Source organism: Mesorhizobium sp. L48C026A00, assembly GCF_000502375.1.
GTDB classification, from domain to species: Bacteria; Pseudomonadota; Alphaproteobacteria; order Rhizobiales; family Rhizobiaceae; genus Mesorhizobium; species Mesorhizobium muleiense.
Genome location: NZ_AYWU01000022.1, coordinates 109,534 through 122,868 on the forward strand (window position 1 = coordinate 109,534; position 13,335 = coordinate 122,868).

Here is a 13,335-nt window from a genome sequence, read left to right on the forward strand (position 1 = left end):
TGTCTCCATTGTCTGTGCCCCGGCTCGGGGCGGGCCTAGGACCAGTCCAGGATCAAATTTTCGATCCCGAACACATGGCCGCCAGAGGTTATGGGTGCCGTACCCTGCTTGATCCTGAAAGCCGGGATGCGCGCCAGCCACTCCTCCAGGCCAATGACAATCTCCCGCCGGGCAAGGTGTGAGCCAAGGCAACGGTGGGGACCATAGCCAAACGCTGCGTGGCGGTTGTCCTCCCGCTCCAAATCGATCGTGTTGGGGCATTCGAATTCCGCCGGGTCACGATTGGCAATCATCGTGGCGCAGGAAACATAGTCCCCCTTCCGGATCGGCGCGCCTTCGAAGTCGATATCTTTCGTAGCCACGCGGATCAACTGAATGGGCGGATAGGCCCGCAGCAATTCTTCGGTTGCGAGCAGGATGCGGTGCGGTTCGCTCCGCAGCAATTGCTGATCTTTGAGGTTGCGCGCGAGGTACGCCAAGTCAAAGCCTATAGCTGCTGCCACCGTATCGAGCCCAGCGACGAAGACAAGCACGCCGATGCCGCGGACTTGGGTGTCCGTCAGCGGGCGGCCCTCGACCTGTGCCTGCACGATAAAGGTCATGAAATCGTCAACCGCCTCCTCGCGGCGCATGGCTGCAAGTTCGTCGATGAATGCCACGATCGTCCGGGCAGCCACAGGTCGTTCCACATCGTCGCCGTGGAGCAGATCTTTCCCCCAGCCGACAAATGTATCGAGTCGATCATCCGGCAACCCCAGAAAGCGAAGAAACGTGCTCACCGCGAAAGGAAAGGCAAAATCCTTCATCGCGTCGCAGCTTGTGCCCGATGCGACAATCCTATCGATCAGCATGATCGCTTGCTCGCGGACAGCCGGCTCCAACACCCTCACCCGCTTTGGCGAAAGCAGCGGAGTGAGCAGTGAGCGAAAGACGCCGTGGGCCGGTGGATCGAGCTCAAGCGGGATCGTCGGCCAGGTTTCACCTAGTATGGAGGAGAAGATGCTGCGATGGCTGGAAAAAGTCTCAGCGTCCTGCAGCACCTTGCGCTGGTCCGCGGCACGGGTGATGACCCAGGTACCCCGGCCATCTTGCGTGTTGTAGCGGGAATAAAAGATCGGAGGCCCGTCATGGGCGCAAGCGACAGCTGCGTGTGGATCCCCGTTGGGCGTCGGTGACATCCCTGGTGACGTAAATAGGCTGAAGTCCCTCACCATTTCGGGCGGCACATGATCTGGAACGGGTTTGGTTGCCATTTTGCTTTCTCTACATTGGCGTTCATGGCTCGATTGAGATTGCACCGCTGTTCATAAAGTCGATTTCCAGCATGGGTACGTCTCTTGTCGGGCCCCTTCTACATTCTGTCGCCCGATACAGCCCACCTGCACCAGCGCGGATGAGATCGGTTGCGAAGTCAATCAGAAGGGGCATCTCCGCCGCGCTGCGGTCATGAAGCAAAGCCGCCGCTTATCCCCGTTAGGGTAGAGAGGCTGGTCAATCACCGCTGAGCTCCGTGACGCACTGCTGATGCCCTGCTGATCAAATTGTCGAAGCAAGTCGCGTGCCGGATAGGCGTACCCATGGCGCTGCACCAAGCGATGCCAGCCTGCACTGGGCCCGCCGCCGCTAAGTTGATGATCACCTGTCCATCATTCTTAGGACAACGTCCGACAACCGACATCCACGGTCGGTTTTGTCGAGTCCGCGACATCGGGCTGTTCGGCCTGGCTGCTGCTGCACTGCCTTCCGGTCGACGAGCGAGAAGATCGCTCGCACGGCCCGGATTGAGCAACGACGCGATCCAGCGCAAGGATCGGGTGCGGTCCGACAAGACTCAGCGGCGCTTGCGCGCGATGATCGAAATTATCAACAAGGTCGAGCCGCGCTTCGGTTCGGCGCTGATGGCGTATGCGTTGTATCGCTCGCAGCCGCTGCAAGGATTTGCGGTGAGCCGGCGATGCACTCGTGCGCAGCGGTCCGCCCGGCGACGAGCTTGACTGTATCGATGCGGTCAATTCCGGCGTGCACACCTGACCGTCCGTATGCGCTACGACCTCGCAGCCGCTGTCGCAACGTGGTGCCGAGTCCTATGGCGGCCGGTTCAATCCGAGGGCCTGCCGGCACTCTACACATCCCTGTCGGTCGGACCGGGAATGCGTGGCAGGTTCTCGGCCAGAAACCGCCAGTCGCTGCGCTCGCGTTCGCCTTCCTTGCGCGTGCCGAAGAACTGGATGATCATCTTGCCGTCGGCGCCATAGGCTTCAATGGACGTGACGTGACCGTCCCTCGTCGGCTTGCGCACGGCCCAGACCTCGCGGATGTGATGGGTCCTAAGATGCAGATGGAAGGTCTCGTCGAGCACATTGATCCGCGGCCCGATCTGCTTGACCGACTTGATCGGGCCGGAATGGATCTGGATGCAACCACGGTTGCCGACAAAGCACATGATCGGCATCTCGTCTTCGGCCGCCTGTTGGAACAGGGCGCCAACGGCATCATTGTCGAGCAGCCAGGCGTAATCCTCGTCGGCCATACGCATCGCCTGGCAGCGGCTGAGCTTCAGTGTCTTCAACATATGGTAGAACTGATGCACGTCGCTCAGCCGGCTCCATTGCTCGCGTAGGTCGTCGACCGTGGCGGCTTGGTCTGGACTCACTGCGTTATCGCGCGCCCCGTTCGCCTCGACCGATATGATCGGCTCCTGGTCGGAGGATACGAGTTCTGCCGCCAGATTCTGATAGGCGTGCAGGTTCGAGGCGGGCCTGAGATGTACTTTGTGCATCGCCTCGCCGGTGGCATCAAAGAATTGCAGGCTGCGGCGGATCTCGGCTCCCTCGCGCTTCTCGACGGCGAAGCCATACGCCCACGCTTTCGGGAAGATGCGCAGGTCGATGTCGTCGCCGAGCACCATGGCATGCTGGTTGCCGGTGACCACTTTGTCGTAGACGCCGATCTTTTGGTGCACGGCACTTTCGTTGCGGGTGAGCGCCATGACCTCGCCGACCGCTTCGAGGCCGGTCAGCAGATCATCGACGCGCGGCTCGATGCGCACCGCGCCGTGACCACAATGCGCCGCGACCAATTCGGCTTCCGAAATGCCCAATCGAGCGGCGAGATCATGCTCCCGGATTTTCGGATTGTCTTCGCACGCCCGCCGGATTTCGTCCGGCGACGGTTTCTCGCGCTGGTCCATGTCTTACCCCTGCTTCCACCTACGTGTTGAGGATCAGCTGCCCTGCCGGGGGATCTTCAGCCGATAGGGCGCGCCGTAATCCTCGATCCCGATCTGGTGCTCGACCAGGAACAGAGTGTCGCTGGCCAGCGTGCGCACGTCGTCGGACACCCGCCCGAACCCGGGCGGTGCTGTCTGAGCGGCGAGACCCGAGTGACACGACAGGCACATGCCGATGGAATCCCATCGAGCCGGTCGGCGGCCACTGGGCGGTGGTGAGCGATTGTGGGTGTTGTCGCAATCGGCCAATCGGGCATTCGGATGCCACGGGCGGCGCTGCTTTGCCAAACAAAGCGTATCTGACCCAGTCCTGACATGTTGCTCCCTTGCTTCGCCCCATCGATCGCGAGGGCACCCACGACATGATTGTGGATCGGCAGTCTCTTGCCGCCTCGCCAGATGGAGCTTCAAAAACCGTGCCAATTGCGCCGAAGCAAGCTCAGAAGAAGTCTTCTGTAATGGTCATTGGTTTAATGTGAGTTCAGCCAAGAACTCAGGCCCCACATCCCCCGTGGCGGACCCGACAAACCCGACAGTACGTGTCGGTTGGCCGACACCTTCGCAGCAATGGACTCACAAGAACCACGGCAGTGTCAGAGATGCCGCGCTGTGTTGAAACGTTTTTTCGCTTTGGCACGGTGCATGCAGCGCGATGCGCAAGCAGGTCCCGGACTGAGGAGAATGGAGCCATGATTACGCTCACCGACAACGCTGTTGCCGCCATCAAGACTGCTCTTTCCCGCGCCAGCGAGCCGGCGGAAGGCTTTCGCATCATGGTCCAGGCGGGCGGCTGCGCCGGCTTCAAATACTTAATGGGCCTGGAGAGCGTGTCGCGCGAGGGCGACGCGATCACCGAGACAGATGGGATCAAGCTGTTCGTGGACGCGGGCTCCCAACCCCATGTCGCCGGCATGACCGTCGACTTCCTCACCGGGCTCGAATCTTCCGGCTTTGTCTTCGATAACCCCAACGCGCGCGAGAAGTGCGGCTGCGGCAAGTCCTGCGGTTGATCGCCGGAAGCGCTTGTGCGGGTCCATGAAGTGATTGCCGCCGACGACTCATTTGCGGCAGAGGAGGCTTATATGGCCGGCCCAACAGATGTCCCCGTCCTCAAGAACAAGGCAAGGTCGAAGCCGATCTCGGGACCGCCATTCGCTTCCGGTAGGATGCAAAGAACGTCGCCTCACGAAACAGTTCGGTTCCTGGTGGCACCCGAGCTGCTGGCGGTCAAATCGCGCCGCTGCGTCAAATTCGGCTTATCGATAACGTTGTCGCGTTCTGGCGTCCTTACCTGCGGGCTGGCGGCGGCGACTGCGAACTTGTCCATGTCGAGGCCGATCGGGTCTACGTCAAACTGTCGGGCGTCTGCGCCGGCTGCCAGTTCGGGCCCATCATCATCAACGGCATGCGCCAGAGGCTCAATGGGGCGGTCTCGCGCTCGCGTCATTCCGGTAAACTGAGGATCGCACCTATGAAGCCTGTCTACCTCGACAACAACGCAACCACACGGGTCGATCCTGAGGTCGTGCAAGCGATGTTGCCGTTCTTTACGGATAAATTCGGCAACCCTTCGTCGGCGCACGCTCTTGGCGCCTCAGTCAGCGCGGCGGTGAGAAAGGCGCGGAGGCAGTTGCAAGCGCTGATCGGCGCGGAGTTCGACGATGAGATCACCTTCACCTCGGGTGGGACAGAAAGCGACAATGCAGCGCTTCTTTCGGCGCTCGAGGCGGCGCCCAACCGAACCGAGATCGTGACTTCCGCGGTCGAGCATCCCGCCGTGCTGACGCTCTGCGCGCATCTTGAGAAGACCCGCCGCGTCAAGGTGCACAGGATCCCGGTGGATTGCCGTGGCCGGCTCGACCTCGACGCCTATATGGCCGCCCTCACCCCACAGGTGGCAATCGTCTCGATAATGTGGGCGAACAACGAGACTGGTGTGATCTTCCCCGTGGCCAGGCTTGCCGAGTTGGCCAAGGAAGTGGGGGCCCTTTTCCATACCGATGCTGTGCAGGCGGTCGGCAAGCTTCCGATGGACCTGAAGTCGACCGCAATCGACATGCTGTCGCTCTCCGGCCACAAGCTGCACGGGCCGAAAGGGATCGGCGCGCTTTTCGTAAAACGTGGCGTCAACTTCCACTCGCTGATCAAGGGGGGCCACCAAGAACACAACCGGCGTGCGGGCACCGAGAATACGCCCGGCATAGTCGGGCTCGGCACGGCGGCCGAACTCGCCTTGAAATTCATGGACGACGAGACCACACGGGTAAAGTCGCTCCGCGATCGCCTGGAGGACGGGATTCTCCAGCGCATTCCAAGCACCTGTGTCACTGGTGATCCCCTGCAACGGTTGCCCAACACCGCAAACATCTCCTTCGAACATGTCGAAAGTGATGGAATTCCACTTCTCCTCAGCCGCATGGGCATCGCGTGTTCCTCCGGCTCGGCCTGCACCTCCGGCTCTCTGGACCCGAGCCATGTCCTGAGCGCGATGAAAACGCCACACGCGGCAGTCCGCTTCTCCTTGGCGCGGGACAACGGCGAAGAGGACGTCGACCGGGTGCTCGAGGTCATGCCGGGAATCGTGGAGAAGTTGCGTGACTTTCCCAGTTCTGGGCCGGGGAGGCAAAGTGCCGAAGGCGTTCAATCCGGTACATGCCTGAGCGGCAGCAGAACAGGGTGCCGTTCATGACCCGTCATGTCTTTCTCAACGATACGACCTTGCGCGATGGCGAGCAGGCGCCCGGCGTCGCTTTTACCACGACGGAAAAGCTGGAGATCGCCGAGTCTCTTGCGGCGGCCGGCGTCACAGAGATCGAGATCGGCACGCCGGTCATGGGCGCCGACGAGATCGAAACAATTCGCGCCGTGGTCGCGCGGCGTCTCCCGGTTCGGCTCATGGCCTGGTGCCGGATGACGTCGCTGGATCTCGATGCAGCGATCGAGAGCGGCGTCTACGCCGTCAATCTATCGCTGCCTGCGTCGGACGTCCAACTTGCCGCCAAGCTCGGCCTCGATAAGGCGGGAGCGCTCCAGGTCATCGATCATATGGTCAGGCGCGCCGCCGCCGCCGGCTTCTTCGTCGCGGTGGGCTGCGAGGATGCCTCGCGGGCCAATCGGGATCATCTCGCCCGCGTCATCGAGACGGCTGCACGCGCCGGCGCAAGCCGCGTCAGGCTAGCCGACACAGTCGGTGTTCTCGACCCGTTTTCGACCTTCGAACTTGTCGCCCAGCTCGTGGCGCAGTCTCCAATCGACCTTGAATTTCATGCGCACAACGATCTCGGACTTGCTGCCGCCAACACGCTGGCCGCGATCCGCGCAGGCACGCGCCATGCCTCCGTCACCGTCCTGGGGCTCGGCGAGCGTGCGGGCAATGCCGCGCTGGAAGAGGTGGCCGCCGCGATGGCGGTCCTCGACGGCGCGAATACCGGCATCGAGCTGACCGCATTGCCCGACCTCGCCGCCCAGGTGGCTTGGGCCTCCCGCCGGCAGACCGCGGCCATTAAGCCGGTCGTCGGCGCCGATGTTTTCACGCACGAATCCGGCATTCACGTCGCAGGGCTGCTGAAGGACTCGCGTACCCATCAGGGGCTCGATCCGGCTCTCGTGGGCCGCTGCCAGCGTATCGTCATCGGCAAGCATTCCGGCGCCGCTGCGATTGCCCATGTGCTGAGCGAAAGCGGTCGCGATCTCGACCCGGATCTGGCAGCCGCGATGGTGGCCCGCGTCCGGCGCGAGGCGGCCGAGACCAAATCGACCGTCACTGCAACTCAACTGGTCGAGCTCTACGATGGAATGTGCAGCGAGGCATCCCTCGCGGAGCTGTGCGGGTCCAGGTCAGCGAGCGCACCGACACCACAGTTTTCCGACCAGGGAGAATGCAATGAATTGTTCCGCTGACAGCCGCCCCATCGATATCACCGACATCCTCGCACGACTGAAGCGCCTGTCGGCTGCGGAGGAGTTCTTCGCAGTCCTTGGCGTCTCCTATGACCCGAAGGTGCTGAATGTCTCGCGGCTCCATATCATGAAGCGCGTGGGCCAATACCTTGCCGAAGAAGATTTCTCCGGTCTGCCCGACCAGGTGATTGCCGCGCGGGTGCGCGCGACGCTCGAACGCGCTTACGAGGACTTCGCGATTTCCTCGCCGCTCACGCAGCGGGTCTTCAAGGTGCTCAAAGACCACGATCCGAACAAACCTGCCACGCCGGGCCGCACCTTTGTCCCGTTCGACTCCGTACTGAAGCGGTTCGGACAGGAATGACCGCGACACGGGTTGCGACGCGACAATGTCGAGAAGCCGACAAATCCGGTCATCACCACGGCGCCCTCAGAAGCAACCAACCGCAGAGGGGCACGCAAAACAGTTGGCACGAATGATGCAAACCAAGGAGATAACCGCCAAGCCCGCATCCGGACAGGAGCCTAGAGAAACCGCCAATGCACATCGTAATCTGTATCAAGCAGGTGCCGGACTCGGCACAGATACGGGTCCATCCGGTGACGAACACGATCATGCGCCAGGGTGTTCCGACCATCATCAACCCTTACGACCTGTTCGCCCTCGAAGAAGCCCTCAGACTGCGCGACGCCTATGGTGGCGAAGTCACCGTGCTCACTATGGGTCCGCCCATGGCAGAGGACGCGCTGCGCAAGGCGCTCGGTTACGGCGCCGACCGAGCGGTGCTCTTGACCGACCGCTATTTTGCCGGCTCCGACACGCTGGCGACCTCCTTCGCCCTTTCCCAGGCAATCGCGAAAGTTGGCGAGACGTTCGGCACGCCAGACCTCGTCTTCACCGGCAAGCAGACGATCGATGGCGACACCGCCCAGGTCGGGCCCGGCATCGCCAAGCGCCTTGAACTCCTGCAGCTGACCTATGTCGCGAAGATCGCCTCCATTGATATTGCTGCGCGCGAGATCAAGGTCGAGCGCCGCTCCGAAGGCGGCACACAGATGCTGAAGAGCAGGCTCCCTTGCCTCATCACCATGCTGGAAGCCACAAACGAGATCCGCCGGGGCTCGATCCATGACGCCCTGTGCGCCGCGCGCAGCCAGGTCTTGAAATGGAGTGCGGCCGACGCCGGCATTGAGGATCTCACCAAATGCGGCCTGCGCGGTTCACCGACGGTCGTCAAGCGCGTTTTCGCGCCTCCTGCGCGGGCGGAAAAGGCGGCAAAAATCGACACCGCCGAGATGGCCTTGCGCGATGTCGCTGACGAACTCATCACCGCAATCTTCACCCGCCAGCCGGCGCTGGAACATGAGCTCGCCTTCAACGGCGGCGCGTGACGGCAAGGAGCAGACGATGTCGACCGCGAACCGAGAAACCCCTCGCCCTGCCGCCGGCCGTGCCGGCATAAAGAAGGAGCTGCCCGCGCATTTCAAGGACTACCGCCACGTCTGGGTCTTCATCGAGCTCGAACGCGGCCAGGTCCATCCCGTATCATTCGAACTGCTCGGCGAAGGCCGCAAGTTAGCAGACAAGCTTCAGGTCCAGCTTGCGGGCGTCGTGCTCGGACCGCCGGGAGAGGCCATCGGGAACGCCGTTGCCGAAGCCTTCGCTTATGGTGCCGACCTTATCTACATCGTCGAGGAGCCGCTGCTCGCCGACTATCGGAACGAACCATTCACCAAGGCGATGACGGATCTGGTCGGCACCCACAAACCCGAGATCCTTCTTCTCGGTGCCACCACACTTGGCAGGGATCTTGCCGGCTCCGTGGCGACGACCTTGCAGACAGGGCTCACGGCCGACTGCACCGAACTCGATGTGGATACCGACGGTTCGCTCGCCGCCACCCGTCCGACTTTCGGCGGTTCCTTGTTGTGCACGATCTATACGCTCAATTTCCGGCCGCAGATGGCGACAGTGCGACCGAGGGTTATGCCCATGCCGCAGCGGGCGGATAATCCGGTCGGGCGTGTCATCCGGCACAAGCTGTCGGTAGTCGAGGACGAGATCGTTACCAAAGTGCTGGGCTTCCTGCCGGATAGTCAGTCGGCAAAGGCAAATCTTGCCTATGCCGACGTCGTGGTTGCGGGAGGCCTCGGTCTTGGCGCGGCGGAGAACCTGCAGCTTGTGAAGAATCTCGCGCGAGCAATTGGTGCCGAGCATGGCTGTTCGCGCCCGTTGGTCCAGAAGAGCTGGATGTCGGCTGATCGGCAGATCGGCCAAACTGGCAAGACCATCCGGCCGAAGCTTTACATAGCGGCTGGGATTTCCGGCGCCATCCAGCACCGGGTTGGCGTCGAGGGGGCGGATCTCATCGTGGCCATCAACACCGACCCGAACGCGCCGATTTTCGATTTCGCTCATCTCGGGATCGTCACCGACGCGATCCGCTTCCTGCCCGCACTGACGGACGCCTTCACCCGGCGGCTGTCGCCCCACAGTCGCGATAAGCTTGCGAGCTAAGGGATAGACATGACCGAGGAAAAATTCGACGCCATTGTTATTGGGGCCGGCATGTCCGGAAACGCAGCTGCTTACACCATGGCCAGCCACGGCCTGAAGGTGCTGCAGTTGGAGCGGGGTGAATATCCGGGCTCCAAGAATGTCCAGGGTGCCATCATGTACGCGAACATGCTGGAGAAGATCATCCCGGATTTCCGGGAGGATGCGCCTCTCGAGCGGCATTTGGTTGAACAGCGGCTTTGGGTGATGGACGACACGTCCCATACCGGGATTCACTATCGGTCGGACGATTTCAATGAGGCCAAGCCCAACCGCTACACCATCATCCGTGCCCAGTTCGATAAATGGTTTTCGCGTAAGGTGCGCGAGGCCGGCGCGACGGTTCTGTGCGAGACGACCGTGACGGAACTCATCCGTGACGCCAAGGACAGGGTGGTCGGCGTCCGCACAGACCGGGCCGGCGGAGCCATCTACGCGGACGTGGTCGTTCTCGCAGAAGGTGTCTGCGGACTGCTTGGCACGCGGGCCGGCCTGCGCGAGATGCCGAAGCCGCAAACCGTGGCGCTCGCCGTCAAGGAAATGCATTTCCTGCCCGAAGAGGTCATTGAGCAGCGGTTCGGCCTCAAGGGCGATGAAGGCTGCGTGATCGAGGCGGTGGGCACGACCTCCCGCAGCATGGCCGGGCTCGGCTTCCTCTACACCAACAAGGAGTCGATCTCACTGGGCATTGGCTGCCTCGTCTCCGATTTCGCCGCGATGGTCGAGAGCCCTTACGTCCTCCTCGACGCCTTAAAAAGCCATCCTTCGATCCGGCCGCTGATCGCCGGCTCGGAAGTGAAAGAATATTCCGCGCATCTGATTCCCGAAGGCGGCTACAAGGCTATTCCGCAGCTCTTTGGTGACGGTTGGGTCGTGGTCGGCGATGCCGCGCAACTGAACAACGCCATTCACCGCGAGGGTTCGAACCTCGCCATGACCTCCGGCCGCATCGCGGCTGAGGCAATCGTCGAGGTCAAGAGCCGCAACGGTCCTATGACCAAACGGAATCTCGCCCTTTACAAAGCCATGCTGGACAAGTCCTTCGTGGTCAAGGACCTAAGGAAATACAAAGACATGCCGGCCTTGCTCCACACAAACTCCTGCAATTACTTCACGACTTATCCGCGGTTGATGTCGCAAGCCGCGCAGAGCTTCATGCGTGTCGACGGCACGCCGAAGATCGAAAAGGAAAAGGCGACCACGGCGGCCTTCATCAAGGCGCGCTCGCGCTGGGGGCTGGTCAGCGACGCGGTCCGCCTTGCATTGGCGTGGCGCTGAGGGGAGACGAAATGACGATCGCAGTGACGAAGTCACGTGTCGAGGACAAGCTTTACCAGAACCGCTACTTGGTGGATTCCGGCCGTCCGCATATCAAAGTGCGACCGCACGAGAGGCCAAGCGCGAACTTGCTCGCGCTGACCCACGTCTGCCCGGCGAAATGCTATGAGTTGAACGACAAAGGTCAAGTGGAGATCACTGCCGACGGCTGCATGGAGTGCGGCACCTGCCGGATTTTGTGTGAGACCAGTGGCGAGATCGAGTGGAACTATCCACGCGGCGGCTTCGGGGTCCTCTTCAAATTCGGATGACCGACGCACGCACCGTATCAAGAGGGTCAATCTTGGTACAGCTGAGGTCGCGACCAACGCCAAGTCTATCTTTGCTGGAATCGCCTCGCAACGAAGAGAAGCTCGTGAATACTGTGCTTTCAGACTTCAGATACAAAAGGAGGAGCACTCTGGACGACAACCCCTGAGGTGTTTCCATGGCTCACGTACCGCAAGATCGGGTCGACGAGGTAGGATCTCGGGATACCCGCCCTGAACCGCCCATCAAAAGCATGCCCCAAGCAGATATCGCGCTCAGGGGACTCTACGAGATATCGAAGGTGCTGACCGCCCCCAGCGAGCTGGAGATTACGCTCGCCAATGTCGTGAACATCCTGCCTTCGTTTCTGCAGATACGTCACGGAGCAATCGTCGTCCTGGACGCTGAAGGAGAGCCGGAGATTGCCGCAACTGCCGGCAATACCCACGCACCTCAATCAGGCACTCGCCGCGTCATACCACAGGCCGTAACAGATCAAATCGTCGTTACGGGGACGCCGCTCTTCATACCGGACGTCCGCAAGTCCCAACTATTTCAGGCTGACCTTCAAACGTCTTCGAGCAGCGGTACCATCCCAATTGCCTTTATCGGTATCCCGCTAAAGGCTGATCATAAGATCCTTGGGACATTGTCGATCGACCGCGCCGGAGACGGCGCCACCGACTTTCGCGACGACGAGGACACATACTTCCTGACGATGGTCGCCAACCTTGTCGGCCGGACCATCCGTCTCCATCGCATCCTGCGTACAGATCGTCAGCTGTCTGTCCATGAGCAATTCAGACCGGAGAAATCGCCCAACGAGGCGAGGACCTACGACCCTGCCCGGCATGCGGATGTCAAAATCGACGGGATCATCGGGGAAAGCCCCGCACTCAAGCAGGTGCTCGAAACCGTCTCGGTCGTAGCAGGGACAAATTCCACCGTGCTTCTGCGGGGTGAAAGCGGCACCGGCAAGGAATTTTTTGCGCAAGCCATCCATAAGCTCTCACGTCGGAGGAAGAAGTCTTTCGTCAAATTGAACTGCGCCGCACTGTCTGAAAGCGTTCTGGAATCAGAACTGTTTGGGCATGAAAAGGGCGCTTTCACGGGTGCTATCTCCCAGCGCGCCGGTCGTTTTGAATTGGCAAATGAGGGAACGCTGCTACTTGATGAAATCGGCGAGATTTCGCCGGCCTTTCAAGCCAAGCTGTTGCGTGTCTTGCAGGAAGGCGAGTTGGAGCGAGTCGGCGGCACCAAAACGCTACAGGTCGACGTGCGCCTCATATGCGCCACCAACAAGGACCTCGAGACGGCCGTCATAAAAGGGGAGTTCAGGGCCGACCTTTATTACCGCATCAATGTGGTGCCAATTATCCTGCCTCCGCTCAGAGAGCGACCCGGCGATATTCCACGCCTTGCGAACGCCTTCCTCAACCGATTCAACAAGGAGAACGATCGCGCACTCGCCTTCGCGCCGTCGGCGCTTGACCTGATCTCGCAATGCTACTTCCCTGGTAACGTCCGCGAGCTGGAGAACTGCGTCCAAAGGACGGCCACACTTGCGCGTTCAAGGACGATCACTCAATCCGATTTCGCCTGTAAGAAGAGCCAGTGCCTTTCCTGGCTCCTCTGGAAGCGAGCCTACCGCTCGAATGGCGGCAATGCCATCGACGATCTCGCACGGGTCAACGCAGTGCCGGTCGGATTGCGGCTGCCGGCCAGTCGCATCGGTGCCTCCGCAGGCAAGGTATCTCCCGTTACGGCCGGCGATCCGAACGATCCCGCTTGTCCCCCGCGTCTGACGGAACGCGACCGGCTGATCGACGCGATGGACAAGGCCGGTTGGGTTCAGGCCAGGGCGGCTCGTATCCTCGGCCTCACGCCGCGGCAAATCGGCTACGCCCTGCGCCGGCATGGTATCGAGGTGAAGAAATTCTAGACCTCGTGATGACGTCAAACGTAAGCCCGGAGTAGTCTCCCTCACACTCTGCGCGCCCAAGGCTGGTAGCCTTCGCGACCCGATTTGCTTGTCCACTGTTGGAAGCGCGACAAAGGTGTG

12 protein-coding genes and 1 pseudogene are annotated in these 13,335 nt (G+C 61.2%); 10 read left to right on the forward strand and 3 right to left on the reverse strand.

All coding sequences use genetic code 11. From position 1 onward, the window contains the following. Positions 1-35: 35 nt before the first annotated feature. Complete coding sequence (locus X738_RS70755) at positions 36-1,253, reverse strand: cytochrome P450 (RefSeq protein ID WP_031256090.1); 1,218 nt, start codon at positions 1,251-1,253, stop codon at positions 36-38. Between the two features lie 437 nt (positions 1,254-1,690). Between X738_RS70755 and X738_RS70760 the strand changes: the two are divergent. After that, positions 1,691-2,031, forward strand: a pseudogene (locus tag X738_RS70760) (hypothetical protein). A gap of 91 nt (positions 2,032-2,122) precedes the next feature. On the opposite strand, the gene X738_RS70765 reads toward X738_RS70760, so the two are convergent. Together X738_RS70765 and X738_RS81825 are read right to left on the reverse strand one after the other, a co-directional pair. Further along, positions 2,123-3,190 (reverse strand): hemin-degrading factor, encoded by a 1,068-nt coding sequence (locus X738_RS70765; RefSeq protein ID WP_023802016.1) that lies wholly within the window; start codon positions 3,188-3,190, stop codon positions 2,123-2,125. Positions 3,191-3,223: 33 nt separating this feature from the next. After that, positions 3,224-3,400, reverse strand: coding sequence for a hemin uptake protein HemP (locus X738_RS81825; protein ID WP_245277779.1), 177 nt, complete (start codon positions 3,398-3,400; stop codon positions 3,224-3,226). Between the two features lie 518 nt (positions 3,401-3,918). Between X738_RS81825 and X738_RS70770 the strand changes: the two genes are divergently transcribed. The 9 genes from X738_RS70770 (at position 3,919) to nifA (ending at position 13,215) form a co-directional block, all read left to right on the forward strand. Beyond that, the gene (locus X738_RS70770; protein WP_023802018.1) at positions 3,919-4,239 is read left to right on the forward strand and encodes a HesB/IscA family protein; all 321 of its coding nucleotides are present in this window, start codon (positions 3,919-3,921) and stop codon (positions 4,237-4,239) included. 281 nt (positions 4,240-4,520) lie between these two features. Beyond that, entirely contained in the window at positions 4,521-5,918 is a 1,398-nt protein-coding gene (gene nifS / locus X738_RS70780; RefSeq protein ID WP_280811027.1) for a cysteine desulfurase NifS, read from the forward strand. Further along, positions 5,915-7,129: a homocitrate synthase gene (gene nifV, locus X738_RS70785; RefSeq protein ID WP_023802021.1), complete on the forward strand. Its 1,215-nt coding sequence runs from the start codon at positions 5,915-5,917 to the stop codon at positions 7,127-7,129. The genes nifS and nifV overlap by 4 nt, the downstream gene beginning before the upstream one ends. Next, positions 7,113-7,493 (forward strand): nitrogenase stabilizing/protective protein NifW, encoded by a 381-nt coding sequence (gene nifW / locus X738_RS70790; protein WP_023802022.1) that lies wholly within the window; start codon positions 7,113-7,115, stop codon positions 7,491-7,493. The genes nifV and nifW overlap by 17 nt, the downstream gene beginning before the upstream one ends. Positions 7,494-7,669: 176 nt before the next feature. After that, on the forward strand, positions 7,670-8,521 hold the full coding sequence (locus X738_RS70795) for an electron transfer flavoprotein subunit beta/FixA family protein (protein ID WP_023802023.1): 852 nt from the start codon (positions 7,670-7,672) through the stop codon (positions 8,519-8,521). A gap of 16 nt (positions 8,522-8,537) precedes the next feature. Then, a complete protein-coding gene (locus X738_RS70800) occupies positions 8,538-9,647 on the forward strand; it encodes an electron transfer flavoprotein subunit alpha/FixB family protein (protein ID WP_031256094.1) in 1,110 nt (369 codons plus the stop codon). Between the two features lie 9 nt (positions 9,648-9,656). Continuing rightward, the gene (locus tag X738_RS70805) at positions 9,657-10,964 is read left to right on the forward strand and encodes an FAD-binding protein (RefSeq protein ID WP_023802025.1); all 1,308 of its coding nucleotides are present in this window, start codon (positions 9,657-9,659) and stop codon (positions 10,962-10,964) included. Positions 10,965-10,975: 11 nt separating this feature from the next. Beyond that, positions 10,976-11,275 carry a ferredoxin family protein gene (locus X738_RS70810; protein WP_023678245.1) on the forward strand — a complete coding sequence of 100 codons (300 nt, stop codon included), beginning with the start codon at positions 10,976-10,978 and terminating at the stop codon, positions 11,273-11,275. A gap of 176 nt (positions 11,276-11,451) precedes the next feature. Next, the gene (gene nifA / locus X738_RS70815; RefSeq protein WP_031256098.1) at positions 11,452-13,215 is read left to right on the forward strand and encodes a nif-specific transcriptional activator NifA; all 1,764 of its coding nucleotides are present in this window, start codon (positions 11,452-11,454) and stop codon (positions 13,213-13,215) included. Positions 13,216-13,335: the final 120 nt, after the last annotated feature.

Excerpts from the sequence above, each read along its gene's own strand:
- X738_RS70755 (WP_031256090.1), bottom strand. The coding sequence starts at position 1,253 with ATGGCAACCAAACCCGTTCCAGATCATGTGCCGCCCGAAATGGTGAGG.
- X738_RS70765 (WP_023802016.1), bottom strand. The coding sequence starts at position 3,190 with ATGGACCAGCGCGAGAAACCGTCGCCGGACGAAATCCGGCGGGCGTGC.
- X738_RS81825 (WP_245277779.1), bottom strand. The coding sequence starts at position 3,400 with ATGTGCCTGTCGTGTCACTCGGGTCTCGCCGCTCAGACAGCACCGCCC.
- X738_RS70770 (WP_023802018.1), top strand. The coding sequence starts at position 3,919 with ATGATTACGCTCACCGACAACGCTGTTGCCGCCATCAAGACTGCTCTT.
- nifV (WP_023802021.1), top strand. The coding sequence starts at position 5,915 with ATGACCCGTCATGTCTTTCTCAACGATACGACCTTGCGCGATGGCGAG.
- nifW (WP_023802022.1), top strand. The coding sequence starts at position 7,113 with ATGAATTGTTCCGCTGACAGCCGCCCCATCGATATCACCGACATCCTC.
- X738_RS70795 (WP_023802023.1), top strand. The coding sequence starts at position 7,670 with ATGCACATCGTAATCTGTATCAAGCAGGTGCCGGACTCGGCACAGATA.
- X738_RS70800 (WP_031256094.1), top strand. The coding sequence starts at position 8,538 with ATGTCGACCGCGAACCGAGAAACCCCTCGCCCTGCCGCCGGCCGTGCC.
- X738_RS70805 (WP_023802025.1), top strand. The coding sequence starts at position 9,657 with ATGACCGAGGAAAAATTCGACGCCATTGTTATTGGGGCCGGCATGTCC.
- X738_RS70810 (WP_023678245.1), top strand. The coding sequence starts at position 10,976 with ATGACGATCGCAGTGACGAAGTCACGTGTCGAGGACAAGCTTTACCAG.
- nifA (WP_031256098.1), top strand. The coding sequence starts at position 11,452 with ATGGCTCACGTACCGCAAGATCGGGTCGACGAGGTAGGATCTCGGGAT.